At 66.3% G+C, this 24,194-nt stretch carries 22 protein-coding genes; 14 read left to right on the forward strand and 8 right to left on the reverse strand.

Annotated elements, in window-relative coordinates:
• The first annotated feature begins 9 nt into the window (after window positions 1-9).
• Entirely contained in the window at window positions 10-717 is a 708-nt protein-coding gene (locus HV793_RS26220) for a GntR family transcriptional regulator (RefSeq protein ID WP_054453224.1), read from the forward strand.
• A gap of 20 nt (window positions 718-737) precedes the next feature.
• Here the strand turns inward: HV793_RS26220 and HV793_RS26225 are convergent, their stop codons facing one another.
• Window positions 738-1,277 carry an antibiotic biosynthesis monooxygenase gene (locus HV793_RS26225; RefSeq protein WP_054453226.1) on the reverse strand — a complete coding sequence of 180 codons (540 nt, stop codon included), beginning with the start codon at window positions 1,275-1,277 and terminating at the stop codon, window positions 738-740.
• A 201-nt stretch (window positions 1,278-1,478) separates the two neighbouring features.
• Here HV793_RS26225 and hpxZ point away from each other — a divergent pair, with 201 nt between their 5' ends.
• A complete protein-coding gene (gene hpxZ / locus HV793_RS26230; protein ID WP_054453228.1) occupies window positions 1,479-1,853 on the forward strand; it encodes an oxalurate catabolism protein HpxZ in 375 nt (124 codons plus the stop codon).
• A gap of 130 nt (window positions 1,854-1,983) precedes the next feature.
• Window positions 1,984-2,538, forward strand: a complete 555-nt coding sequence (locus HV793_RS26235) for an NADPH-dependent FMN reductase (protein WP_054453230.1) — start codon at window positions 1,984-1,986, stop codon at window positions 2,536-2,538.
• A gap of 821 nt (window positions 2,539-3,359) precedes the next feature.
• On the opposite strand, the gene HV793_RS26240 is transcribed toward HV793_RS26235, so the two are convergent.
• Window positions 3,360-3,575 carry a dodecin gene (locus HV793_RS26240; RefSeq protein ID WP_054453233.1) on the reverse strand — a complete coding sequence of 72 codons (216 nt, stop codon included), beginning with the start codon at window positions 3,573-3,575 and terminating at the stop codon, window positions 3,360-3,362.
• A gap of 188 nt (window positions 3,576-3,763) precedes the next feature.
• On the opposite strand from HV793_RS26240, the gene HV793_RS26245 reads away from it, so the two are divergent.
• A complete protein-coding gene (locus HV793_RS26245; protein ID WP_054453235.1) occupies window positions 3,764-4,270 on the forward strand; it encodes a DUF6496 domain-containing protein in 507 nt (168 codons plus the stop codon).
• Window positions 4,271-4,286: 16 nt separating this feature from the next.
• Here the strand turns inward: HV793_RS26245 and HV793_RS26250 are convergent, their stop codons facing one another.
• On the reverse strand, window positions 4,287-5,189 hold the full coding sequence (locus tag HV793_RS26250; RefSeq protein ID WP_054453237.1) for a LysR family transcriptional regulator: 903 nt from the start codon (window positions 5,187-5,189) through the stop codon (window positions 4,287-4,289).
• A gap of 113 nt (window positions 5,190-5,302) precedes the next feature.
• On the opposite strand from HV793_RS26250, the gene HV793_RS26255 reads away from it, so the two are divergent.
• From HV793_RS26255 to HV793_RS26265, 3 genes are all read left to right on the forward strand, one after another.
• Window positions 5,303-6,097: an SDR family NAD(P)-dependent oxidoreductase gene (locus tag HV793_RS26255; RefSeq protein WP_119450069.1), complete on the forward strand. Its 795-nt coding sequence runs from the start codon at window positions 5,303-5,305 to the stop codon at window positions 6,095-6,097.
• Window positions 6,098-6,112: 15 nt separating this feature from the next.
• Window positions 6,113-7,126 carry a zinc-binding alcohol dehydrogenase family protein gene (locus HV793_RS26260; protein WP_175214159.1) on the forward strand — a complete coding sequence of 338 codons (1,014 nt, stop codon included), beginning with the start codon at window positions 6,113-6,115 and terminating at the stop codon, window positions 7,124-7,126.
• Window positions 7,127-7,290: 164 nt separating this feature from the next.
• Entirely contained in the window at window positions 7,291-7,524 is a 234-nt protein-coding gene (locus tag HV793_RS26265) for a hypothetical protein (protein ID WP_054453243.1), read from the forward strand.
• Window positions 7,525-7,582: 58 nt separating this feature from the next.
• Here the strand turns inward: HV793_RS26265 and HV793_RS26270 are convergent, their stop codons facing one another.
• The 3 genes from HV793_RS26270 to HV793_RS26280 all read right to left on the reverse strand — a co-directional run bounded on the left by HV793_RS26270 (window position 7,583) and on the right by HV793_RS26280 (window position 9,900).
• Window positions 7,583-7,939 carry a hypothetical protein gene (locus HV793_RS26270; RefSeq protein WP_054453246.1) on the reverse strand — a complete coding sequence of 119 codons (357 nt, stop codon included), beginning with the start codon at window positions 7,937-7,939 and terminating at the stop codon, window positions 7,583-7,585.
• A 75-nt stretch (window positions 7,940-8,014) separates the two neighbouring features.
• A complete protein-coding gene (locus HV793_RS26275; protein WP_119450103.1) occupies window positions 8,015-8,923 on the reverse strand; it encodes an aldose epimerase family protein in 909 nt (302 codons plus the stop codon).
• A gap of 86 nt (window positions 8,924-9,009) precedes the next feature.
• Window positions 9,010-9,900, reverse strand: coding sequence for a LysR substrate-binding domain-containing protein (locus tag HV793_RS26280; protein ID WP_054453248.1), 891 nt, complete (start codon window positions 9,898-9,900; stop codon window positions 9,010-9,012).
• Between the two features lie 130 nt (window positions 9,901-10,030).
• Between HV793_RS26280 and HV793_RS26285 the strand changes: the two genes are divergently transcribed.
• The 7 genes from HV793_RS26285 (at window position 10,031) to HV793_RS26315 (ending at window position 21,862) form a co-directional block, all read left to right on the forward strand.
• On the forward strand, window positions 10,031-10,819 hold the full coding sequence (locus HV793_RS26285) for a 3-hydroxybutyrate dehydrogenase (protein ID WP_054453250.1): 789 nt from the start codon (window positions 10,031-10,033) through the stop codon (window positions 10,817-10,819).
• Window positions 10,820-10,905: 86 nt separating this feature from the next.
• Window positions 10,906-12,216 carry a fumarylacetoacetase gene (gene fahA / locus HV793_RS26290; protein ID WP_175161740.1) on the forward strand — a complete coding sequence of 437 codons (1,311 nt, stop codon included), beginning with the start codon at window positions 10,906-10,908 and terminating at the stop codon, window positions 12,214-12,216.
• A 71-nt stretch (window positions 12,217-12,287) separates the two neighbouring features.
• Window positions 12,288-13,247: a tripartite tricarboxylate transporter substrate binding protein gene (locus HV793_RS26295; protein WP_175161738.1), complete on the forward strand. Its 960-nt coding sequence runs from the start codon at window positions 12,288-12,290 to the stop codon at window positions 13,245-13,247.
• A 257-nt stretch (window positions 13,248-13,504) separates the two neighbouring features.
• A complete protein-coding gene (locus tag HV793_RS26300; RefSeq protein ID WP_175214160.1) occupies window positions 13,505-17,398 on the forward strand; it encodes an autotransporter outer membrane beta-barrel domain-containing protein in 3,894 nt (1,297 codons plus the stop codon).
• Between the two features lie 159 nt (window positions 17,399-17,557).
• Window positions 17,558-20,227, forward strand: coding sequence for a DNA mismatch repair protein MutS (mutS, locus tag HV793_RS26305; RefSeq protein WP_225590524.1), 2,670 nt, complete (start codon window positions 17,558-17,560; stop codon window positions 20,225-20,227).
• Window positions 20,224-21,417, forward strand: a complete 1,194-nt coding sequence (locus HV793_RS26310; RefSeq protein WP_175161734.1) for a ribosomal protein uL16 3-hydroxylase — start codon at window positions 20,224-20,226, stop codon at window positions 21,415-21,417. Before mutS ends, HV793_RS26310 begins: the two co-directional genes overlap by 4 nt.
• Before the next feature lie 217 nt (window positions 21,418-21,634).
• Complete coding sequence (locus HV793_RS26315; protein WP_013395215.1) at window positions 21,635-21,862, forward strand: hypothetical protein; 228 nt, start codon at window positions 21,635-21,637, stop codon at window positions 21,860-21,862.
• A 239-nt stretch (window positions 21,863-22,101) separates the two neighbouring features.
• On the opposite strand, the gene bamC is transcribed toward HV793_RS26315, so the two are convergent.
• Together bamC and dapA are read right to left on the reverse strand one after the other, a co-directional pair.
• A complete protein-coding gene (gene bamC, locus HV793_RS26320) occupies window positions 22,102-23,226 on the reverse strand; it encodes an NlpB/DapX family lipoprotein (protein ID WP_054453258.1) in 1,125 nt (374 codons plus the stop codon).
• A 17-nt stretch (window positions 23,227-23,243) separates the two neighbouring features.
• The gene (gene dapA / locus HV793_RS26325; protein WP_054453260.1) at window positions 23,244-24,149 is read right to left on the reverse strand and encodes a 4-hydroxy-tetrahydrodipicolinate synthase; all 906 of its coding nucleotides are present in this window, start codon (window positions 24,147-24,149) and stop codon (window positions 23,244-23,246) included.
• Window positions 24,150-24,194: the final 45 nt, after the last annotated feature.

The raw sequence follows: 24,194 nt of genomic DNA on the forward strand, positions 1-24,194 counted from the left end.
GGCCACCACATGGGAACCGCCTTCGCCGTCATCGACATACCGCGCACGCTGGCCGACACCGCCTACGGCACGCTGAAGCGGGACATCCTGGACTTCCGGCTGGCGCCGGGCGACCGCTTCACTGAAACCGAGATCGCCGACCGCCTGCAGGTCAGCCGCACGCCGGTGCGCGAGGCCCTGTTCCGGCTGGAGCGGGAAGGCTATCTGGAGGTGCGCCAGCGCAATGGCTGGCTGGTAAAGCCATTGGACTTCAACACGCTGGACCATTTCTACGAGCTGCGCAGCGTGCTGGAGGCGGCCGCGGTGCAGTCGCTGTGCGCAACGGCCAACGCCGCCGAACGCCAGCGCGCGCTGCGCCCGCTGGCCGACATCTGGCTGGTGGACCCAAGCGAACGATCCGCCGACAGCGAGCGGCTGGCGGACCTGGACGAGCGCTTTCACATCGATCTGGTGGCCGCCGCAGGCAACCCCGAGATCGCGCGCGTGCACCGCGCAGCCACCGAGCGCATCCGCATCGTGCGGCGCCTGGACTTCACGCTACCCGAACGCATCGGCAAGACCTACGAAGAGCACGCGGCCATACTCGACGCGGCGCTGGCCGGCGACGCCGCACGCTCGGTTGCGCTGCTGAACGCGCATATCCAGGGCAGCCAGGCGGCGGTGCGCAAGATCACGCTGCACCGGTTGTATTCCTCCCGCAGCGCGCGCGCGGCCTGAACCGGCCGCGCATGCCTGCTTCAGCTCGCCCGCAGCCAGCGCTGCAGCATGCGCGCCACCAGGGGCATGCAGATGAACACCATGACGGGCGTCAACGCTACGCTGGTGATCAGCACCCGCCAGAACACCGGCAAGAGGCTCAACGGTTCGCTGGCCAGCACGGAAAACGCCAGCAACACCGGAAAGTAAGCCAGCCAGATGCTGACGGCCTGCTTCCAGCGCGGCGGCGCGCTGGTCCTGGGCGCGAACCAGTCATCCGTGCCGCTGACGCGGCGCTCGTGGCTGGCGCGCACCAGCGACGCGCCGCGTTCGAGCCACATGCGGCGCGGCAAGGAGTTTTCCCAGCGGGCGAGGCTGGCCGCGTCGGCAAAACGCAGGACTATCTGGTACTGGTCGCCGCCTTCGGCGGGCTGCAGCACACCGGACCCGAGAAAGCCCGGGAAACCTGCCGCGAGGATCTCCCCCTGGCGCATCCAGGACAGGAAATCGCCATAGCGTTCGGGTGCGATGTGCCGGGTGACCAGCATGGTGACCGGGGCGGGAACGGTGGAACGGGACATGGCGGAACTCCTGGATCGGCGCGTAGCTTGTTATGCAGTATTAACCCTAGCAAGCGGCATGCCAGGATCGTCGCGCCGCGCTCCCCCGACGAGGCCGAAAGACCGCGGCCGCGGAGATGGGTGCGCCGCACCGCAAGACACACCACATTGGTGATTACCCCTATATTTCGCACCAGAACGGTGCCAACTGGAGCCGCAAGCATGGATATCAATCTGCCCGACGTCGTGGCGGAGGTCACAGCCGCCCTGGACCGCTACGAAACCGCCCTGGTGAACAACCAGGTGGAAGTGCTGGATGCGCTCTTCTGGAACAGCCCTCACACGCTGCGCTATGGCGCCGGCGAAAACCTCTACGGCTACGATGCCATCCGCGCCTTTCGCGCGGCGCGTTCGCCGCAAGGCCTGGCCCGCCGCGTGTTGCGCACGGTCGTCACCACCTACGGGCAGGATTTCGCGACGGCCAATCTGGAGTTCCAGCGCGACGGCAGCGACCGTATCGGCCGGCAAAGCCAGACCTGGATGCGCACGCCTGAAGGATGGCGCGTGGTCGCTGCCCATGTCAGCCTGATGAGCTGATGCGCCAGCCCGCGCGCAGCCGACATCAGCGCGTCATGATCATGAATAAACATATCCGCGATCGAGATTGAGCGGGCTTGCTTACAGGTCTACACTGACATTCCCGTCCACCCCTTGGAGCCTGCGCCCCATGAGCACCTACAAGATTGCCGTTTTCGTCGGAAGCCTGCGCGCTGCCTCGTTCAACCTGCGGCTGGCCCGCGCGCTGGAAAAGCTGGTGCCCGCGGACTTCAAGTTCGAATACGTGAGCCTGGGCGACGTGCCGCTCTACAACCAGGACAACGAAAACAACCTGCCCGGCCCCGCCGCCAAGCTCAAGCAGCAGATCGCCGACGCCCAGGGCATCCTGTTCGTGTCGCCCGAGCACAACCGCTCCGTGCCCGCCGCCATCAAGAACGCCATCGACTGGGGTTCGCGTCCCTGGGGCCAGAACTCCTGGACCGGCAAGGCCGTCGGCATCGTCGGCACTTCGCCCAGCGCTGCCGGCACCGCGTTGATGCAGCAACACCTGCGCAATATCCTGGCCGCCGAGGGCGCCAACGCCCTGACCACGCCCGAGGTCTTCCTGCAATACACGGAAGGCCTGGTCGATGACCAGTACAACATCACCAACGAAGGCACCCGCAAATTCCTGCAAGGCTGGGTGGACCGCTACGTGGACTGGATCAAGAAGTTCAACCCCTGATCGCCGCCGCTGCCGGCGCGGGCTCCTCCCGGCCGGCAGAGATCGCCCGTCTACCTCCGGGCGATCCAGCCCCCCGATACGTCGGGGGGCTTTTTTTTTGCAGCGACGACGGTCGCCGCTGGCGCATCCAATGGCGCCAGCGCACCGGCCCGCCGCCGGGCCGCCCCAAGGCGGGCCGCCCCCTCGGGGGGCAGCAAGCGAGCGCAGCGAGTGCGGTGTGGGGGGCTCATACTTATCCCCGCCAACTGTGGAGAAGGTTGAGGACAGCCTTGGGGCAGAATGAAAAATCCGTGCCCCGCCAAGCACTTGCAAGGGCCGATCAAAAATTGCGCAATCATCCTTTTGGATGATTTTTGACGCACTTATCCACTGAAATCAGGATGCCCGGGCAGACTTCCGCGGCGGTCTCGCCTGAATGTGGATTTGTCCCCGCGTTCTGTGGAGAAGCATGAGGACAGTATGAGGGCAGGTCGGAAATTCCCTTGCATATCAAGCGCCTGCAAGGGGTGGTCAAAAATGGCCCAAATGCTGTATCGAGGCGCCGAGGTTGTCCCCGCCAAATGTGGATAAGCCTGAGGACAGTATGAGGGCAGGACGCAAAAAGCCTTGTGGGCCAAGCACTTGGAGGGGCCGCTCAAGAAACGCCCACAGCCGGCGGGTTCACGATGCCACGTCGGACCTTGAGCGCCGCAGCCACAAGCGAGACAGGCTTGTCCCCACCGAATGTGGACAAGCCTCTGAACAGTCGGATAACAAGCTGAAAAACTCCTTATCCGACAATCACTTGGAAGGCGTGCTCAAGAAAGAAGCAGCAAGCGGACTCACTCGTTCCCTTCCAGCCGCATGCCTATCTTCAAGCCGACCTGCCAGTACGCCACCTTGCCATCCTTGATATGGCCGCGCACTTCGGTGACTTCGAACCAATCCAGATTGCGCAGCGTCTCGGAAGCGCGCGCGATGGCCTGCGTGATGGCGTCGTCGGTGGACTTGGTGGAAGAGCCCACCAGTTCGATTTGCTTGTAGACATGATTCGACATAGCTCGTCTCCGCTTAGGGGGTGAGTCGTGCATCGTCGGTCTGGCGGCGGTGTTCCGGCGCTTACGACCGGCAATCCATTCGAACACACAGCATACGCCCACGGCGTTAGAGTGGTGTTACGAGTTCCGTCGCACCGGCCTCGGCGCGGCGGAGCCCGTTCCCGCAACGCAAGCAAGGAGGTGTCGTCATGCCTGAACGAAAAACCCTGGAACGAGCGGCGCGCGACAAACGGCAAGGAAAATCCGCTTCCACGCAGGCCGGAGAATTCGTGCGCGAGGAAATCGACCACGTGCGCGAAGGCAAACATGGCGTGCGGTCCACCAAGCAGGCCATCGCGATCGGGCTGTCCAAGGCGCGCCGCGCCGGCGTGGCCCTGCCTACGCCGAAGAAGGCCAGCGCGGCGACCAAGCGCAAGGCGAAGCAGGACAGCGACGCGTCTCATGATGGGCATGCCAAGTCCACCAAACGCGCCAAGGCCACCACCACCGCCCTGAAGAAGGAAAGCGCCAAGCCCGCTTCGCGCACCGCATTGTCGCGGCAGGCCAGCGCATCGGCCTCCAAGCGCAGCGCCGCTGCCCGCTCGGCCGCCGCCAAGAAGGCTGCCGCCACCAAGGGCGCTGCAGGCCGGTCCGCTGCCGCGAAGAAAGCCGCCCGCACGCGCGCGGCAAACCAACGGGCCAGCCACGCGCATTGAAGCCCCAGAAGACCGGCTAGCCCGCCTCGAAGGCCTTGAAGCGTTCGTGCAGGAATTCGCGCAGCCGCTTTACCGCCGGCGAGAGCAGCATGCGGTGCACGCACAGCAGGTATAGCGGCGAGGGCTCGCTGGTGTAGTCGGCCAGGACTTCGATGAGCCTGCCCGCCCGCAGGTCGGCCAGCACGTCAAAGCGCGACTTGTAGGCCAGGCCATGGCCAGCCAGGGCCCAGCGGCGCACCAGTTCGCCGTCGTCGCCGACGCGGTCGCCCTTGACCGGTATGGTGAGCGCGGCGCCCTCGTGCCGGAAGGCCCAGCGGTCGTGCAGGGTTTCGCCCAGCACGAAGGACAGGCAATTGTGACGGCGCAGGTCATCGGGCACCTGCGGCACGCCATGGCGCGCAAGGTATGCGGGCGAGGCGCACACCACGCGGCGGTTGTGCTCGGACAGCGGCAGGGCCACCAGTCCCGAGTCATTCGGCGTGCCATAGCGCACCGCCAGATCCACCGGCTGGCGGTACAGGTCGGCCAGGCGGTCGCTGATGCGCACCTGGAAATTGACGCGCGGATGCTGTTCCTGGAATTCGTCCAGCCACGGCAGCAGCACGTGGCGGCCCAGGTCGGACGGGATCGACAAGGACAGCGTGCCGGAGATCTCCGTCTTGTTGCGCGCTACGGCGTTCCTGCCCGCGTCCAGCGCCGACAGCGCCGCGCGGGCATGCTCCAGATAGCGTGCGCCGTCGCTGGTCAGCCTGAGGCTGCGCGTCGTACGCACGAACAGGCGCGCATCCAGGGCCTGCTCCAGCCGCTTGAGCGCGGCGCTTGCGACTGCGGGCGTCAGGTCCAATTCGCGCGCGGCGGCGGAAAAACTGCCTTGGTCCGCCGCCGCCATGAATATCTTCAGATCTTCGAACCGCACCATGCCGGCCTCATTTTCAAAAAATTATTGAAACTGACTGCGATGCTAGCCGCTTTTTCGCTGGTTTGGGCTGGGTAATCATGGCTCCATTCCCCGACACGCAAGGAGTCCCCTTCATGAAAATCGAATTGAACGGCAAGAAAGCCCTGGTTACTGGATCGTCCGGCGGCATTGGCCTGGCCATCGCCGCGGGCCTGGCCGAGGCCGGCGCCGAAGTCGTGCTGCACGGCCGCAACGCCGACAAGCTGGCCCAGGCCGCCGCATCACTTGCCAAGCAGTTTCCCGCTGCGCGCGTGAGCACCGTGCAGGCTGATCTCGCCACTGCCGACGGCGCGGCCTCGATCTCGGCCGCCCATCCCGACGTCGACATCCTGATCAACAACGCCGGCTACTTCGCGCCCAAGTCCTTCACTGAAATCACGGATGACGACTGGCAGTACATGCTGGACACCAACGTCATGAGCGGCGTGCGCCTGTCGCGCTACTACCTGCCGCGCATGCTGGCCGCCGGCTGGGGCCGCATCGTGTTCATCTCCAGCGAGTCCGCGGTGCAGATCCCCGCGGAAATGATCCACTACGGCGTCAGCAAGACTGCCTTGCTGGGCGTGTCGCGCGGCCTGGCCGAACTGACCGCCGGCACCGGCGTCACGGTCAACGCGGTGCTGCCCGGCCCCACCCGCTCGGAAGGCGTGTCGGACTTCTTTGCCGAAATGGCCAAGGAACAAGGCGTCACGCAGGACCAGATGGAGCGCGACTTCATCGCCCAGCACCGCCCCACTTCGCTGCTGCGCCGCCTGGCCACCGTGGAAGAAGTGGCCAACATGGTCGTCTACACCTGCTCCACGCAAGCCGCCGCCACCAACGGCGCGGCGCTGCGCGTGGACGGCGGCGTGGTGCGTTCCATCATCTGATCCGGACAAGCCGCCATGAAAGCCATCGCCTATTTCAAGAACCTGCCCGCCGATCACCCGGAGGCGCTGCAAGACATCACCGTCGCCGACCCGGTGCCCGGCGACCACGACCTGCTGGTCGAAGTCCGTGCCATTTCGGTGAATCCGGTGGACGTGAAGATCCGCGCCAACCGCAAGCCCAAGGACGGCCAGCCCGAAGTCATAGGCTGGGACGTAGCCGGCGTCGTGCGGACAGTGGGCGCAAAGACCAGCCTGTTCAAGCCGGGCGACCGCGTCTGGTATGCCGGCGCGCTGAACCGCCCCGGCGCCAACAGCGAGCTGCACGTGGTAGACGAACGCATCGTCGGCCGCATGCCCGACAGCCTGGACTACGCCCAGGCCGCGGCGCTGCCGCTGACCACGATCACCGCGTGGGAGCTGCTGTTCGACCGGCTGCGCGTGCTGGACAACGCCGCGCCCAGCCAGGGCAGCCTGCTGGTCATCGGCGCCGCGGGCGGCGTGGGATCCATCCTGGTGCAGCTGGCTCGCCAGCTGACCGGACTCACGGCGATCGGCACCGCCTCGCGTCCGGAAACCCAGGCTTGGGTACGCGAGCTGGGCGCGCATCACGTGATCGATCACAGCCAGCCGCTGGCCGCCGAACTCAAGCGCATCGGCTTCGAACACGTCAGTCATATCGCCGGCCTGACCCAGACCGACCAGCATTTCGCGCAGATGGCCGAAGCGATTGCGCCGCAAGGCAAGATCGCCCTGATCGACGACCCCGCAGCCATCGACGTGCGCCTGCTCAAGTCCAAGTCGGCCTCGCTGCATTGGGAGTTCATGTTCGCGCGTCCGCTGCACGGCACGCCCGACATGATCGCGCAGCATGAACTGCTGAACCAGGCCGCCCGCCTGATCGACGAAGGCACGCTGCGCACCACCCTGGGCGCGCACTACGGCAAGATCAATGCCGAAAACCTGCGCCGGGCGCACGCCTTCATCGAAAGCGGCAAGGCGCAGGGCAAGATCGTGCTGGAAGGGTTCTAGGACCCGTGGGCCATGCCTCGCCGCTCGCGGCGGCGGGGCATCTCGCAATTGCAAGCAGAAAGCAGTACAAACTCGACTGCGCGCAAACGCATGCGCGACCCAATCGGGAGTCTCTTCTGCTCGACCACATTCTCAATCAGGCGCTTGAACCCGTGCTCTGGGGGATGGTGGCCTTCACCCTGCTGATGCTGCGGCTGGCTCCCTTGCAAGGATGGAAGGCGGCCATCGTCGCCGGCATCACGGCCGGACTGGTCTTCGACACGGTGCAGTTCCGCGTAGGGCCGCCGCGCCTATGGGACTCGCAAGTGCTGGGTTCGGTGCTGGCCGCCCTGCTGGCGGCCGCCGTGTTGGAGACGCTATTCCTTCTGTTGCGCCGCTCGCGAGCCGAGCGGGCCTGAAGCGCCCGGCCGGCATCCGGTCCGGACTGGACGCTGGACGCGCGGGCAATGCACCGGTCTAGGCGCGCCCTTCCCGCTTGGCGCGGGCGTGGGGATCATTGATCTCGGCTTCCAGTTCGGCGATCAGCCATTCCAACCAGCCATTTTCGCTGCGCGCGTAGACCACCGCGGCGGGCGTCTTGCCCGTGCGCCAGCCTGGCTGGTGTGCGTCCATCCACGCCCCCAGGCTTTTGTGCGGCGCCAGCAGGCCTGACAGCCACGACCACAGATAGTCGGGCACGTTGCGGCGGAATCCTTGCGCGCAGGCATAGAGGGTGGGCTCAAGCGGCAGATTGCCGGCGCGCGCCAGCCTTGCCTGCACACGGCGCAGCGTTTCGGCCGCGGCCTGCAATTGTTCGGTGCTGAGCTTTTTCATCGAAGGACTCCTGGACTTGGTTTGCCCGGATTATCGCCGCAGGCGGCGGCGCTTTCAAAGCGCCGCTTGCGGGCGTCAGGAACGCGCGGCCCGGGGCGGCTCCAGGCCAAACAACGCGGTCGCGGTAAAGCGCGCGCCGGGCTCGAGCGTCCGCATGCCGGTGCGGGTCTCGCCGCCCGCCGCCAGGTTGAACGCGTCCGCCACGTTGGTGACCGGCTCGACGCACAGGAACTCCGACCCGCCCGCCGTATAGACCACCAGGTGCGCAAACGCCGGGTCGGCGTGCAGCGATAGCTGATGTCCATCGGGCCAATGCAGGGTGGCTCGCCCCTCCCACTGCGACAGATAGGTATCGCAGCCGCTGGCCGAACGCCGCAGCTCGCGCACATGGACGGACTTGCTGCCATTGGGCAGGCCGTCGGCGTCCGCCGTCCACTCGCGGCGCGCATGCAGCGTGACGCGCTCGGCCGTGAAGTAGGGGTGCAGGCCCAGGCCACAAGGCATGGGCGTGTCGCCGAGATTGACGATGGCAAGCGCCACGCTCAGGCCGCGCGCGTCCAGCTGATAGCGCTGCACGCATTCGAAAGGCCAAGGCCAGCCCAGCACGCCGGCGGGCTGCTCCAGCACCAGGTCGACGTTGTCCGGGCCGTGGCTGCGCACGCTCCATGGCTGGTACAGGCCCGCGCCATGGATCGCATGGGGCCGGCCGGCTACCGACTGCAGCGCGTGCCTGGCGCCGTTGAAGGTGAACACGCCATCGCGGATGCGGTTGGAGTAAGGCGCCAGCGGATAGGAGCCTGCCCGCGGCCAGCGTCCCGCGGGCCACTGCGTGTCGGTCAGGGGCACGATCCAGTCATGGCCGCCGGTGGACAACCGCGTCAGGCGGCCGCCGCCGCCCGGCGCGAATTCGGCCTGGTGCGGACCGCTGGAGATGGTGATGCGCTCGCTGGCGTCCAGCGTGGCCGGGACGGATAGAACCTGCATGGATAAGAAACTCCGGCGGCGGAAACAGGGCCGCGCGCTGCGATTGTGCCGTTTGCGGACGGGCGCGGGCAAGCAGGCCGGCCTGCTCATCCTGCCGCAGCGGCAACGCCGCACAATGCCAGCAGCCGCCCCAACGCCGGATTCTGGTTGGTCTGCAGCCACGCAATGCCGTGCTGCAGCTTAGGGGCGTCCGCGGGCAACGGCCGGAACACCACGCCCTCCATGTTGAAGGATTCGATGTCGCGCGGAATGATGGCCACGCCGGTGCCGGCCGCGACCAGGCACAGCAAAGTCTGGGAAGCCTCCGTTTCCCGCACCACGCGCGGCAGGAAGCCCGCCTCCAGGCAGATCGCATCCATGGCGCCGCGCAAGTGGAAGCCCTTGCCCGAGGGATAGGCAATGAACGGCTCCTGCGCCAGATCCGCGACACGCAATTTGGCCTTGGCGGCCAATGGATGCGCGTCGGCCAGCGCAATGGAAAACTCGCTGAGCATGAACTCGTGCGACACGATGTGCTTGCCCTCCAGCGGCAGAAAACACAAGGCCGCGTCCAGCGTGCCGTCCAGCAGCTTCAGGCGCAGTTCACCCGTGGGCAGCGGCCCCTGGATATCCAGCGCGATATCGCTGTAATGGCGCCGGCAATCGCGCACCAGCCCCGGCAGGCGCACATGGCTGGCGCGTCCGGTATAGCCCAGCCGCAGGCTGCCGGTCTCGCCCCGGCCAGCCTTGCGGCAGGCCTCCACCGCGCCATCGAGCTGCCGGAACATGGGCTGGATGCTATCCAGGAACACGCGGCCCGCCACCGTCAGCGTCACCTTGCGCGTACTGCGGTCGAACAGTTTCACGCCCAGCTCGTCTTCAAGTTCGCGGATGCGCTGGCTCAAGGGCGGTTGGGCGATGTGCAGGCGCAAGGCGGCCCGAGTGAAATTCAGTTCCGTGGCAAGGACCACGAAGCTCTGCAGGTGGCGCAATTCCATGAGTGGTTCCAAGGCTGCTGGCTATTTATATCCACTAAATATAAATCATGCATCGATAATAAATTGGACGACTCAATCTCCACGTCCTAACCTGCCACGCATTCCATAACGACACAGCGTGGAGACAAGCATGGCTGATCTTTCGGGGCGCGTGGCCCTGGTAACCGGTTCGACCAGCGGCATCGGCCTGGCGGTAGCGCGGCGCCTGGCGCGCTCCGGCGCGACCTTGGTGCTCAACGGCCTGGCCGACGCCTCGGCGGCCGACGCCCTCTGCGCCGAATTCCGCGATACCTATGGCGTTCCGGTCCGTTTCCAGCCCTGCGACCTGCGCAAGCCAGCCCAGATCGAGGCCATGATGGCCGAGCTGAACCAGGCCTACGGCGCGCTGGACATCCTGGTCAACAACGCCGGCATCCAGCACGTCAGCCAGATCGAAGCCTTTCCGGTCGACAAGTGGGACGACATGATCGCGGTCAACCTGTCCGCCAGCTTCCACACCATACGCACCGCGTTGCCTGCCATGCGCGCACGCAACTGGGGCCGCATCGTCAACATGGCGTCCATCAGCGGCTTGCGCGGCCGCGCCGGCAAGACCGGCTACAACGCCACCAAGCATGGCCTGATCGGCCTGACCAAATCGGTAGCGCTGGAAACCGCGCAGACCGCCATCACCTGCAATGCCATCTGCCCCGGCTGGGTGCATACGCCGCTGGTGCAGAAGCAGATCGACGCGCTGGCCGAGCGCGAAGGCCTGGACAATGCCGCAGCCACCAACAAGCTGCTGGGCCTGCGCCAGCCTTCGGGCAAGTTCGTCACTCTGGAGCAGATCGCCGGGCTGTGCGAATTCTTCTGCTCGCCCGACGCCGACGAAGTCCGGGGCGTGGCCTGGGCCATGGACGGCGGCACCACCGCGGCCTGAAGCCGCAACGACGGCCTTAGTTGAATATGCGCGCAGGCCGGGCCACAGCGCGCAGCGATACCGATAACGCCCGCGAGGAGTACAAGATGCTGGACCACACCCACGCGCCCACCGCCCAGAGCTGGGTCGACAGCGCAGACGGCCATCCGGATTTTCCGGTGCAGAACCTGCCGATGGGCGTGTTCCGCCGCGATGGCGGCGCGCCACGAATCGGCGTCGCCATCGGCGAGCAGGTGCTGGATGTCCGGGCCGCCGTGGAGCTGGGCCTGCTGGAAAGGCTGGACCCGGCCACGCGCCAGGCGCTGTCGGCGCGCAGGCTCAACGATTGGATGGCTTTGCCCGCCGCCACCCGCAAGGCCGTGCGGCACGCGCTGTTCGCCCTGCTGGACGCCGCAAACCCCGGCCGCGCGCGGCACGAGGCCCAGGGCGCGCGCCTGCTGCATCCCCAGGCGCAGTGCGAACTGCTGCTGCCCGCGGACGTGGGCGACTACACCGATTTCTATGCCGGCATCCATCACGCGAGCCATGTGGGCAAACTGTTCCGCCCCAACAACCCGCTGATGCCGAACTACAGGCATGTGCCCATCGCCTATCATGGCCGCGCATCCTCCATCTGCCCGTCCGACACGCCCGTGCGGCGGCCGCGCGGCCAGGTCAGGACCGCCGCCGGCGTCGATACCCCGGCCTTCCGGCCCTCGGCGCAACTGGACTTCGAACTGGAGCTGGCGATCTGGATCGGTCCCGGCAACGCGCTCGGAGAACCGGTGCCGCTGGAACTCGCCGCTGGCCACGTGGCCGGCTACGGCTTGCTGAATGACTGGTCCGCGCGCGATATCCAGGCCTGGGAATACCAGCCGCTGGGCCCCTTCCAGGGCAAGAATTTCGCGTCGACGGTTTCGCCCTGGATCGTGACCAGCGAGGCGCTGGCCCCGTTCCGCCGCGCCGCAATGGCGCGCGGCGACGCCGATCCCGAACTGCTGCCCTACCTGCGCAACGCCGAGGACGCTGCCACGGGCGGGCTGGAGATCGCACTGCAAGCATGGCTGTCCACGCCGCTCATGCGCGAACGCGCGCAGGCGCCGCGGCAGTTGTCCGCATCCGACGCGCGCCACCTGTACTGGACGCCCGCGCAGATGGTCGCGCAGCACACGCTGGGCGGCTGCAACCTGCGCCCGGGCGACCTGCTGGGCTCGGGCACCATCTCCACGCCCGACGATAGCGGCCACGGCAGCCTGCTCGAACTGACGCACGGCGGCACGCAACCCATTACCCTGCCCTCGGGCGAAACCCGGCTGTTCCTGGAGGCCGGAGACGAAATCACCCTGACGGCCCATTGCAGCCGCGAGGGTTTCCAGCGCATCGGCTTCGGCGCAAGCCGCGCGCGCATCACCGATTGACGTTCAATACCAGGCATCCCGCTAGACCTGGAGACGGCCGGCAAGCCGGCGGCACACAAAGGAGGAATGACATGAAGAAGATCCTGGCAGCAGGCATGATGGTCCTGGCAAGCGCAAGCAGCGCCCCCGCGCTGGCGCAGGACTTTCCCAACCATCCGATCCGCCTGATCATCCCGTACTCCGCCGGCGGCGTCACCGACGTGGTCGGCCGCGCCCTGGCCGAGCAGTCCGGCAAGCGCCTCGGCCAGACCGTGGTGGTCGAGAACAAGACCGGCGCCAACGGCACGCTGGGCGCGACCCAGATGCTCAACACCGCACCCGACGGCTATACCGTCACCATGGTGCCCATCGGCATCTTCCGCATGCCGCACATCACCGGCACGCGCTACGACCCGGTCAAGGACCTGACCTACATCTCGATGATCGCCGGCTACAACTATTACGTAGCGGTCGCCGCGGACTCGCCCTGGAAGACGCTGGACGACTTGGTCGCCTACGCCAAGTCCAAGCCCGACACGATCTCCTACGGCACGCCGGGCGCCTACAGCAGCCAGCACATCGCCATGGTGCAACTGGGCGAAGCCGCCCAGGCCAAATGGACCCACGTGCCGTACAAGGGCGACGCCGACGCGCTGACCGCCATGCTGGGCGGTCACATCCAGGTGCTGGTCGGCGCCAGCACCATCCTGCCCTACGTCGCCTCGGGCAAGGTCCGCATCCTGGCGTCGCTGGGCGACAAGCGCTCCCCCGACCTGCCGGACGTCCCCACCCTGAAGGAAGCCGGCTATCCCGTGGTGCACACCTCGCCCTTCGGCATCGCCGGCCCCAAGGACATGGACCCGGCCGTGATCGCCAAGCTCGACGGCGCCTTCCGCGACACGCTCAAGGATGAAGCCTTCCTGGCCCTGTTGCGCCAGTCTGGTGTGTCGCCGCAGTACATGGATACGGCTGCCTACACCAAGGCCGCCCACGCCAGCGCGGAGACGGAGCGCGAGGTGATCAAGAAGTTGGGGAACATCATGAACAAGTGATGTTCACGCCGCGCCAGCCTGCAACGGGTGTCCACGATAAGCAACACTATTTCAAATAGTTTCACATTCCATGAGACCCCCCGTGCTACGTTGAGTCGCAAGCCATTACACGGGTGATTCGTATTTGAATCTCCGATTGTCGGTTGCCTAGTTCCTACCCAGGTTGTTTCGCGAGTGCCCCGATGGAGGCGTGAATGCGTAACAGGCAGATGGAAGGATGCAATAGCGGCGCGGCGCCACTCCCTGCTGAGACATGGATGACGGCTCGCTGGCTGCTGCTGGGGTCGCTGTCATTGGGCGCGGCGGATGCCGTGGCGCAAACGACATGTCCGGCGGGACCCGTCACCCGCTCGGGAAGCGCATGCACGGTCACGCCAGGCAGCACCATCAATGTGCTTAGCGCAACCCAGCCCGGGCTGGACGCCGAGAACACCGGCGGCGCGATTACGGCCAGCGGAGTGCGCCTGAACCTGGGAGGCCCAGGGTCGACCACGCCACGCAACTATGTCGGCGCCATCGCAGGCAATGGCGGTCGCATCACTTTCAACAGCGGCACCATCGTCACGGTGCAAGCGGCGACAGGACAGCAAGGTCTGGTCGCATCGGGTGGCGGCAGCATCGCCACGGCCACGGGTTCCAGCATCACGCTGGGTCTGACCACCACGGTCAATGACAACATTGCCGTCCTTGCGACTGCTGGAGGCACCGTGCAAATGATCGCGTCCAGCGTCGCGACACAAGGTGCGGGCGGCGCGGGTAATCATGCGCTCTATGCCTCCGGCCCGGGAAGCTCGATTGCATTTACGGGCGGAACCGTCAGCACAGCCGGCCGAGGCTCATTCGGAGTCCGCGTCGACGCGGGCGCCACCGCAACCATCGGACCGGGCACATCGATCACAACCACCGGCACCATCACCTCCGGCGGTTCAGCCATCGGCAGCCATGGACTGTGGGCAAGCGGCACGGCCGTAGCCGGCGCTACGGTCGTGCCGAGCCGCATAGACGCGACCGGCGTCTCCATCGTCACCGGAGATCCCGCCGTCAGCACGGCCAGCGGCACCAGCGCCGCGGGGGTCCGCATCGAAAATGGAGCGGCCGTGTCATTGACCGACGTATCGATCAGCACACGCGGCTCCGGCACCACGATCAATCCGGCTGCCGGTGTTCTTGTCATGTCTGGCAGCAGCGTGCGCATGCAGGGAAACAACGTCATCACCGCGGCGGGACAATTCGGGCATGGCCTGTCGGTACAAGGAGCGGGCTCCACTGCGATCGTCAACGGCGGCTCGTTCCAGGTGAATGGCACACGGTCCATTGCGCTGGATGTCTCGGCTGGCGGCGCGGTTACGGTGGATTCAGCCAGCATCGCGGCGGGTAGCGGCGCTTCGATTGGCGCGCAGATCGACGGGACCGGCTCCACGTTGAATGCGACGAACACAACGATATCCGCATCGAACGCAACGGCGCACGCCCTACGAGCCAGCGCTGGCGCCACGGTCAATTTGTCGCAAGGGACGGTCACCAGCCGCGGGATAAATGCCAACGGAATCTTCGGCGCAAACTCGACGGTAGCCGTAGATAACGTCGGGGTGCTTACTACAGGCGACGGCAATGCAATGGGCGTCCTGGCCGACCTGGGCAGCGCCATAACCGTAACGAACTCATCCGTCGCTACTCAAGGAACCGTTTCTGCCGGCGACCGGCGTCCGCACGCGCTAGCAGCGCGCAATCCGGGCGCACAGCTCACAGTGCGAGGCAGTTCGGCTCAGACCGTGGGCGACGAAGCCATGGGGGTTGTCGCCGACGACGGCGGTTCGGTCAACCTGGAAAATGCGTCAGTCACCACCGCCGGCACGCTGGCGCTCGGCGCCTACGCTGTCGTTGAGCAGGCCGGGCCCCAATTTCCCGCCGCCATTTCGGCGCAAGGCTCCGCTATCAGGACCGTGGGCTCGCGCGCCTACGGCGCGATGGCTCAGCGCAGCTTCCTGGAAGCGCCGGCAACGATCAGCCTGCTCAACACCACAGTCGCCACCGAGGGCGCGGGCGCCGTTGGCCTGCGCGCGATCAGCGGCGGTGTCATCACATCCAGCGCCAGCAGCGTCGCCACATCGGGAGCCTCGGCGCACGGCGCCCTTGCCCGTGACGCCGGCAGTCTTATCACGATTAGGCAAACCCCCGTGACGGTGACGGGGCCGGAGGCTCATGGTGCCGTTGCGCAGAATGGCGGCCGGATCGTCGGCGACGGCGCCGTGATTCGCGTGAGCGGCGCCGCTGGCATGGGCTTGTTCGCGTTGGGAGACCCTGGACCGGCAGCGGAAATCGAACTGGCGCGATCCAGTGTCACCAGCGCAGCTGGACCGGCAATAGGCGTTGCCGGTCTGGCCAACGTCACGCTTACCGATACGGTTGTCTCCGGCAACGGCAACTGGCTGCGCGTCGCCACCATCGACGACTTTCCCTTGCTGGCGGGCCCCGACGCGCCATTGGGCGGAATACCCGATCCAGACACGCTGCTAAACAATCCGGTTGCTGCGCCGCCGCCAATTCCGGCCGCCTCAATCCCGGGTCAAGCAAACATCACTGTCGTCGGTTCAACCCTGACCGGAGCCGCAACCACCGCGCCGGGCAGCGTATCGAACGTCGCGCTTCAGTCGAACACGCTATGGACGATGACTGGCAACTCCAACATTACCAACTTGACCAACACAGCAAGCCAGATCGTCTACTCGCCTCCCACCGCCAACGTCTACAAGACTCTGACAGTCTCGAACTACGTTGGCGGCGCGGGCAGCGTCGTCGCGCTGAATACCTTTCTTGCAGGCGACGGCGCGCCATCCGACCTGATCGTCATTTCAGGCGCGGCAACCGGACAGAGCGCCCTGCGCATCAGCAATACGGGAGGCCCGGGGGCTCTTACCCAGGCCAGCGGCATCAAGGTGGTCGACGCGGTGGGTGGCGGGACTACGGCGCCTTCCGCATTCACGCTTGCCGGCCGGGCCGTTGCAGGTCCTTACGAGTACCGGCTCTTCCGCGGCGGCGCGACGGCGGGAGAGGCCAATAACTGGTATCTGCGCTCTGAAAAAGATCCCGAGCCTCCTCCCCCGGTTCCTCCCGACCCGGTTCCTCCGGATCCTGGTCCTCCGGGTCCTGTACCCCCGGGGCCTCCCCCCGAACCGCCAGCCCCTCCAAAGCCTTTGTATCGTCCGGAAGTGGCGGCATATCTCGCCAACCAACGGCTGGCCGCGCAGATGTTCGTGCACAGCATGCACGACCGGCTGGGCGAACCGCAGTACATCGAAACCCAGCAGTTCGCCGCCGACGACGACAAGCGGCGAGCACTGTGGCTCCGCATGACCGGAAAGTGGGACCGGACGCATAGCAAGAACGGAGAATTCGATGTCAGCAGCGACATGTTTCTCCTGCAAGGCGGCGGCGATCTTGCCCAATGGAAGCTCGGTTCGGAAACGGACCGCCTGCACCTGGGCGCGATGGCCGGCTTCGGCAACAGCCGCAGCACCGCGCGGGCTGACGGCAACCCCTACAAGGCCCGAGGCAGCGTCGAAGGCTATAGCGTCGGGCTTTATGGAACCTGGTTTGAAAACAACGAGACCAAATTGGGAACCTACGTCGACACCTGGTTCCAGTACGGCTGGTTCAAGAACAAGGTCGAAGGGGATAGTTTGCCGGACGTAAAGTACGACGCCCGAGGATGGGCGGTGTCGGGAGAGGTCGGCTACGCCTTCAAACTGCGCAACGATTGGGTTCTGGAACCGCAAGCGCAGTTGATCTACGTACGCTACGACCAGGACAGCGTTGCCGAATCCAACGGCACCAGCGTGGGCAGGGCCGACTCCAACGGTACGATCGGCCGTCTGGGTGTGCGCGCCCACCGCACCTACGAAATGAAGAATGGCCGGAAGATCCAGCCTTTCGTCACGCTGAACTGGTGGCATACGGACACGGACAGCTCGGTGTCATTCAATCAATTGCCCGTCGGCAGTCTGTATCCCCGTGACCGGTATGAGTTGAAGCTCGGTGTGCACGCGGATTTCACCAAGGGGTGGACCGGGTGGACAAACGTTGCGGCCTCCTGGGGCGCTCAGGATTACCGCCAATATGCGGCCAGGATCGGGGTCAAATACACATGGTGATGCGGCCTGGCCCCAGATTTTTCCGACCTGGCGGAATAGCTGGGCGAACATGCCGCAGCATGTGTCGCGCAAGCGGAAACAGACCAGCCGAACGCAGCAGTACAGACAATTTGATCGCACCCATCCCCCACCCTGTGCCCGCCCGATACAATCACGGGCATGAATTCCGCAACGCAAAACACCGCCGCCGACGCCCACCCGGGCCATACCCCCATGATGCAGCAGTACCTCCGCCTGAAAGCGGAGGCCGGTCCCTTGCTGCTCTTCTACCGCATGGGGGACTTCTATGAAATGTTCTACGAAGACGCGGAGCGCGGCGCGCGTCTGCTGAACCTGACGCTGACCAAGCGCGGCTCTTCCAACGGCACACCGATCCCGATGGCCGGGCTGCCGGTGCATGCCATGGAGCAGTACCTGGCGCGGCTGGTCGCCATGGGCGAGTCCATCGCCATCTGCGAGCAGATCGGCGATCCGGCGACCTCCAAGGGTCCGGTCGAGCGCCGCATCGTGCGCATCGTCACGCCCGGCACGCTGACCGACGACGCGCTGCTGCCGGCCAAGGCGGACCGCGCGCTGGCCGCCGTGTTCGTGGGCGGCACCGCGCGCGCGCCGCGCGCCGGGCTGGCCTGGCTGAACCTGGCCAGCGGCGAATTCCGCGTGACCGAATGCGCGCCGGCGCAGCTGGAATCCGAGCTGCACCGCATTGCGCCGGCCGAGATCGTCTGCGCCGACAGCGCAGAGTTCGACTTCCCCTTCGAAGGCGCGCGGGCCCGCGTGCCCGACTGGCACTTCGAAGCCGACAGCGCCCGCGCCCACCTGCTGGCGCACTTCAAGACCGATACGCTGGCGGGCTTCGACATCGAAGACATGCCGGCCGGCATTTGCGCCGCGGGCGCGCTGCTGCGCTACGCGGCACGCACCCAGTCGCAGGCCCTGGCCCACGTGCAGAGCCTGTCGGCGGAACGCCCCGGGCAGTACGTGCTGCTGGATCCGGTCACGCGCCGCAACCTGGAGCTGACGCAGACGCTGTCCGGCGAAGATTCGCCGACGCTGTTCTCGCTGCTGGACGGCTGCCGCACGCCCATGGGCAGCCGGCTGCTGCGCCGCTGGCTGCACCATCCGCTACGCGAGAACGAACAGGCGCTGGCGCGCCAGCAAGCCATCTCGGCGCTGCTGGCGGGCCGCATGGACATGGAACAGACCTTCGGCGCGGCCGGCTTCGGTTCGGCCGGGCTGCTGGAGTCCTTGCGCAGCGCATTGAACGCCTTCCCGGACATCGAACGCATCGCCGCCCGCCTGGCATTGCGTTCGGTGCGCCCGCGCGAACTGGCCAGCCTGCGGGACGCGCTGCAGGCCCTGCCGGCGCTGCGCGACCAGGTCGAGCCGATGGCGGATTCGCCGCGGCTGGGCGAACTGGTCTCGCACCTGTCGGTGGACCCGGCCCTGGCCGCCCTGCTGGTGCGCGCCATTGCCGCCGAACCGGCTGTCGCCATCCGCGACGGCGGCGTGCTGGCGGCGGGCTTCGACGCTGAACTGGACGAACTGCGCGGCCTCGCGGCCGACGGCGGCGACTTCCTGGTGCAGCTGGAAGCCCGCGAACGCGAACGCACCGGCATCAGCAACCTGCGCGTGGAGTTCAACCGCGTGCATGGCTTCTACATCGAAGTCACCAAGGGCCAGACCGCCAAGGTGCCGGAGGATTACCGCCGCCGCCAGACGCTGAAGAACGCCGAACGCTACATCACGCCTGAGCTCAAGACCTGGGAAGACAAGGTGCTGTCCGCCCAGGACCGTTCGCTGGCTCGGGAAAAATGGTTGTTCGAGCAATTGCTCGATGTGCTGGCCGAACACGTGCGGCCGCTGTCGGACTGCGCCGCCGCGTTGGCCGAACTGGACGCGCTGGCCGCGCTGGCCGATCACGCGCGCCGCCACGACTGGATCGCGCCCGAACTGTCTGAGCAGGCCGACATCGACATCGATGCCGGCCGCCACCCGGTGGTGGAACACGCCATCGAGCGCTTCACGCCCAACGGCTGCCGGTTGGAGCCGGCGCGTCGGATGCTGCTGATCACCGGTCCGAACATGGGCGGTAAATCGACCTATATGCGGCAGGTGGCGCTGATCGTGCTGCTCGCGCGCATCGGCAGTTTCGTGCCCGCTTCGCGCGCCCGCATCGGCAAGATCGACCGCATCTTCACCCGTATCGGAGCGGCCGACGATCTGGCGGGCGGCCGCTCGACCTTCATGATGGAAATGACCGAGGCGGCCGCCATCCTGTCGGCCAGCACGCCCAACAGCCTGGTGCTGATGGACGAAATCGGCCGCGGTACGTCCACCTATGACGGCCTGGCGCTGGCCTGGGCCATCGCCTGCCGCCTGCTTGCCCACAACCGCGCGCTGACGCTGTTCGCCACCCACTATTTCGAGCTGACCCGCCTCCCCGCGGAACAGCCGGCCTCGGCCAACGTGCACCTGGCCGCGGCGGAATCGGCCGGCGGCATCGTGTTCCTGCACGAAGTGCGCGAAGGCCCCGCCAGCCGCAGCTACGGGATCCAGGTGGCGCAGCGCGCGGGCGTGCCCGCCGCCGTGATCCGCCAGGCCTCGCGCGAACTGGAACGCCTGGAGGCGCAAGGCGCCCCCACACCGCAGCTCGGCCTGTTCGCGGCCGCCGCTGACGCCGACGCCCAGGCCTATGCGGAAGCCGACCGTTCCGACGACCTCGAGGCCCTGGACGCCCTGCGCGAGGAACTCGCCGCCATCGACCCCGACAGCCTGACCCCCCGCGAAGCGCTGGACGCCCTCTACCGCCTGAAGAAGCACCTGCAATGAACCTCGACCATCCCTTGGCCCTGCTGGGCAACCAGAGCCCCAACGACTTCATGCGCCGCTACTGGCAGCGCAAGCCTCTCTTGATCCGCCAGGCCATCCCCGGCTTCAAGCCGCCGGTCACGATCGCCGCCATCAAGAAGCTGGCGCGCCGCGACGATGTGGAATCGCGCCTGATCTGGCGCGAGAACGGCGAATGGCAGATGGAGAATGGCCCCTTCGCGCGCCTGCCCAAGGACAATGAAGGCGACTGGACCTTGCTGGTGCAAAGCGTGGACCTGCACAGCGATGCCGCGTCCGAACTGATGCAGCTGTTCCGCTTCATCCCCGATGCGCGCCTGGACGACGTGATGATCAGCATCGCCAGCCATGGCGGCGGCGTGGGTCCGCATTTCGACAGCTACGACGTGTTCCTGCTGCAAGCGGCGGGCGAGCGTGAATGGCGCTATGGCCGCCAGAAGGACCTGTCGCTGGAACCGGGCCTGCCGCTGAAGATCCTGAGCCGTTTCGAGCCCGAAGAGACGGCCGTGCTGACGCCTGGCGACATGCTCTACCTGCCGCCGCAGGCGGCCCACGACGGCGTCGCCGTGGGCGACGGCTGCATGACGATTTCCATCGGTTTTCGCGCACCCACGCAGGCGACGCTGGCGCGCGGGCTGCTCGAAGCAGCCGCGGATCAGGTCATGGCGCGCGTCGGCCTCTTGGGCGGCCCCTATGGCGAGCCCGCCCTGCCCGGCCCGAAGCTGTCGGCCGTCTATCGCGATCCCGGCCAGCCCGCAGTCGACACCCCCGCCGCGCTGCCTGACGCACTGGTGGCCGCCACGCTGGAAACCGTGGAAAAGCTGCGCTTCGACGATGCGCTGGCCTCGCGCTTCCTGGGCTGCTGGCTGACCGAGCCCAGCAATCTCAGCGTGTTCGACGCGCCCGAAGGCATGGACGTGGATCTGGAAGAAGACTGGCCCACCGCAGGCCGGCTGGTGCTGGACCGCCGCAGCCGCATGCTCTATCGCGGCAAGCAGCTCTTCATCAATGGCGAAACCGCCATGGTGCCCGCCGACGCCGCCCTGCGCACGCTGGCGGATGCGCGCAGCCTGGATTGCTCAGACCCATCCTGCGCTCGGTTGAGCGACGAAGCCCGCTCCTGCCTGGCGGATTGGCTGGATTCCGGCTGGATCCGCTACGTCGCGGCGTAGCATCCCGACACGGCCCCGTATCAGTCCTGTACAGAAGGAAATCAGGTCTGATACGCGGGACACATCAAGAAAGAGATAACACGAAGCTGAAAGGTTTGTTGCCGTTAGGATGCGACCTTTTTAACTTTCATACGCGTTGCGCCCGCGTGTTCCTGTAGCCTGACCTCTGGTTTCCCCTAATGGGGTTTCAAGAGTCGTCATCTACAGGAGTCTAAAAATGATGAGCAAAACCTTGATTATTGCCTCGGTGCTGGCCGTCGCGCTGAGCGCCTGCAACAAGAAGGAAGATGCCCCGGCGCCCGCGACCAACCCCGCTCCGGGCGCAAGCACGCCTGCCCCCACCACGACGCCCCCGGCCACTTCGCCGGCTCCGGCGCCCACGCCCAACACCACGCCGGGTGGCGGTTCGACCACCCCGGGCGGCTCGACCACGCCCGCGTCCTAATAAAAACTCAGCGACGAACCCCCGCTCTGAGGACGCAAGAAAAAGCCCTGGCTGCTACAGCCGGGGCTTTTTTGCGTCCAGAGGGCATATGCGCAAGGCGCAGCAACCACAAGCCTTCGCGGCGGGAAGCTCGCCCTTCCTGCCGGCTCGCAAGATCTTCAAAGCGCCCAACAAAAAAAGAGGCCCCCGCAGGGGCCTCTCTTGCGCGGTGCTGCGCGTGAGCGCAGAACCGTCTGGTCTTACATCTTGTCCTTCAGCACGCTCAGCAGACGCTGGGCGGTGGCGCTGTTGTCGCGCGCGCCATTGGCATCCAGCACGGTCACCACGGTCTGGTCGCCGTTGGCAGCCAGGTGGATACGGTACTGCGGCGCCTCGGCCTTCTTGTCGCCCGAGAACATGCGGCTGAAGAAGCCCGGCTGGTCGATCTTCTCGCCCGTGTCGGTATCGACATAGCGGACGAAGTAGTCGCCAGCGGAGCGATCGCGGTCGTCCACGGCGAAGCCGCCGCCGTCCAGCGCCACGCCAACACGGCGCCATGCGCGGTCGAACGATTCGCTGACGAGCAGCGAGGCGCCCTGTGCGCGGACGTCCTGCTGCACGGCAGGCTTCTGCGGCGCGGCCTCGGCCTGCTGCACCAGCTTGCGGGCGTTGTCGACGTCGGAACCCAGGTAGACCATCATGCGGGCCAGCATGGCGGCGTTCAGGCCCGGATCTTCCTTGCCGTTCTGCCACTGCACCTGCATGCCGTCGCTGCCCACGCGCTTTTCAAGCATCTGGCGGTGGCTGACATAGACCTCGGTATGGCCATTGACGCGTTCGACACGGGTACGGAATTTCTCGCGTTCGCCGCTGTCCCAGGCCGATTCGAGAATCATGCCCAGCGCCTGACGCAGCCAGCTTTCCGGAATCTTGGCCCGGTTTTCAGCCCAGTCGGTTTCGATCAAGCCAGCGCCAGGATTGTTGCTGGCGACGGTAAAGCCGTTTTCGGTCCAGAAGTCCACCAGTCGCGGGAACACGTCTTCCGGCGGACGGTCCACCACCAGCCAACGCAGGTCGCCGTCGCGCTCGACGCGCATGTCCTGGCGGCCGGGCAACACGTTGCTCGTCTTGGGCTGGGTGGCTTGCGCCTGGCCCTGCTGCTGGAATTGCGAATAGGTGGTCGAGCCCGAAGCCGGCGCGCGATAGCGCGGATCGCTGTTGGCCTGGGTCAGGTCGGGCGGGATGCTGAGGGGCTCTCCACGCTGGGTGACTGCGCTCTTGTAATTGACGGACTCTTCATTGCCCAGGAATTGATTGACCTCGCTGCAGCCGGCCAACAACACCAGAGACATCAATGCCGACAAACCGGCATGACGTTTGTTCATACGTATCCTCACGATATTTAGAGCAGGCCCGTTTCCTGGAGCGCGGCACGCACGGTTGCGTGGTGCTGCGATCCCAGTTCAACCAGCGGCAGCCGGTAACCCAGTGCGCTGCGGCCCATTTCGGCCAACGCCCACTTCACGGGGATGGGGTTGGCTTCAACGAACAAAGCCTTGTTCAGACGCGCCAGGTGCGCGTTAAGTTCACGCACCTTGGGCACATTGCCGGCCAGGGCGGCGGCACAGAGCTCGCGCATGAGCTTGGGCGCCACGTTGGCCGTAACGGAAATATTGCCGCGCGCACCCAGCAGGATCAGGGCGGCGGCGGTGGGGTCATCGCCGCTGAAGACCTGGAAGCTGGCCGGCGCTTCGCGCAGCAGCAGGCCGCCGCGGGCGATGTCGCCCGTGGCGTCCTTGATGCCGATAATGCCCGGCACCTGCGCCAGGCGCAGGACCGTTTCGTTGCTCATGTCGGCAACGGTACGGCCCGGCACGTTGTACAGGATGGTGGGCAGATCGACGGCTTCCGCGATGGTGCGGAAGTGACGGTACAAACCCTCTTGCGAGGGCTTGTTGTAATAGGGAACGACCGACAGGCCGGCCTGCGCGCCCACGGCCTTGGCGTGGCGCGTCAGGTGGATGGCTTCGTCGGTGGAGTTGGCGCCCACGCCGGCGATGACCGGAATGCGGCCCGCAGCGTGTTCGACCGCGACGCGGATCAGCTCCGCATGTTCTTCCATGGAGACCGTGGGCGACTCCCCGGTGGTGCCGACCACCACCAGTGCGTCGGTTCCTTCCTGGATATGCCAGTCGATCAGCGACCGGTAGGCCGCGTAGTCCAGACTGCCGTCGGGCTGCATGGGAGTGACCAGAGCCACCATGCTGCCTTGGAAATTAACGCCTGCGGCGGTTGCAGGGGATGCCATAAATGTAGGGCTCCAAAACCCCGCGGCGGGATGCCCCGGGGCCAG

This window comes from Achromobacter aegrifaciens, from assembly GCF_902859965.1.
Taxonomy (GTDB): domain Bacteria; phylum Pseudomonadota; class Gammaproteobacteria; order Burkholderiales; family Burkholderiaceae_B; genus Achromobacter; species Achromobacter aegrifaciens.

Bases quoted from the DNA above. Each gene is read 5' to 3' on its own strand.
- HV793_RS26275 (WP_119450103.1), bottom strand. From the start codon at position 8,923: ATGCAGGTTCTATCCGTCCCGGCCACGCTGGACGCCAGCGAGCGCATC.
- fahA (WP_175161740.1), top strand. From the start codon at position 10,906: ATGCTGGACCACACCCACGCGCCCACCGCCCAGAGCTGGGTCGACAGC.
- HV793_RS26220 (WP_054453224.1), top strand. From the start codon at position 10: ATGGGAACCGCCTTCGCCGTCATCGACATACCGCGCACGCTGGCCGAC.
- HV793_RS26250 (WP_054453237.1), bottom strand. From the start codon at position 5,189: ATGGTGCGGTTCGAAGATCTGAAGATATTCATGGCGGCGGCGGACCAA.
- HV793_RS26240 (WP_054453233.1), bottom strand. From the start codon at position 3,575: ATGTCGAATCATGTCTACAAGCAAATCGAACTGGTGGGCTCTTCCACC.
- bamC (WP_054453258.1), bottom strand. From the start codon at position 23,226: ATGAACAAACGTCATGCCGGTTTGTCGGCATTGATGTCTCTGGTGTTG.
- HV793_RS26255 (WP_119450069.1), top strand. From the start codon at position 5,303: ATGAAAATCGAATTGAACGGCAAGAAAGCCCTGGTTACTGGATCGTCC.
- mutS (WP_225590524.1), top strand. From the start codon at position 17,558: ATGAATTCCGCAACGCAAAACACCGCCGCCGACGCCCACCCGGGCCAT.
- HV793_RS26310 (WP_175161734.1), top strand. From the start codon at position 20,224: ATGAACCTCGACCATCCCTTGGCCCTGCTGGGCAACCAGAGCCCCAAC.
- hpxZ (WP_054453228.1), top strand. From the start codon at position 1,479: ATGGATATCAATCTGCCCGACGTCGTGGCGGAGGTCACAGCCGCCCTG.
- HV793_RS26260 (WP_175214159.1), top strand. From the start codon at position 6,113: ATGAAAGCCATCGCCTATTTCAAGAACCTGCCCGCCGATCACCCGGAG.
- HV793_RS26245 (WP_054453235.1), top strand. From the start codon at position 3,764: ATGCCTGAACGAAAAACCCTGGAACGAGCGGCGCGCGACAAACGGCAA.
- dapA (WP_054453260.1), bottom strand. From the start codon at position 24,149: ATGGCATCCCCTGCAACCGCCGCAGGCGTTAATTTCCAAGGCAGCATG.
- HV793_RS26235 (WP_054453230.1), top strand. From the start codon at position 1,984: ATGAGCACCTACAAGATTGCCGTTTTCGTCGGAAGCCTGCGCGCTGCC.
- HV793_RS26315 (WP_013395215.1), top strand. From the start codon at position 21,635: ATGATGAGCAAAACCTTGATTATTGCCTCGGTGCTGGCCGTCGCGCTG.
- HV793_RS26285 (WP_054453250.1), top strand. From the start codon at position 10,031: ATGGCTGATCTTTCGGGGCGCGTGGCCCTGGTAACCGGTTCGACCAGC.
- HV793_RS26270 (WP_054453246.1), bottom strand. From the start codon at position 7,939: ATGAAAAAGCTCAGCACCGAACAATTGCAGGCCGCGGCCGAAACGCTG.
- HV793_RS26280 (WP_054453248.1), bottom strand. From the start codon at position 9,900: ATGGAATTGCGCCACCTGCAGAGCTTCGTGGTCCTTGCCACGGAACTG.
- HV793_RS26295 (WP_175161738.1), top strand. From the start codon at position 12,288: ATGAAGAAGATCCTGGCAGCAGGCATGATGGTCCTGGCAAGCGCAAGC.
- HV793_RS26300 (WP_175214160.1), top strand. From the start codon at position 13,505: ATGACGGCTCGCTGGCTGCTGCTGGGGTCGCTGTCATTGGGCGCGGCG.
- HV793_RS26225 (WP_054453226.1), bottom strand. From the start codon at position 1,277: ATGTCCCGTTCCACCGTTCCCGCCCCGGTCACCATGCTGGTCACCCGG.
- HV793_RS26265 (WP_054453243.1), top strand. From the start codon at position 7,291: ATGGTGGCCTTCACCCTGCTGATGCTGCGGCTGGCTCCCTTGCAAGGA.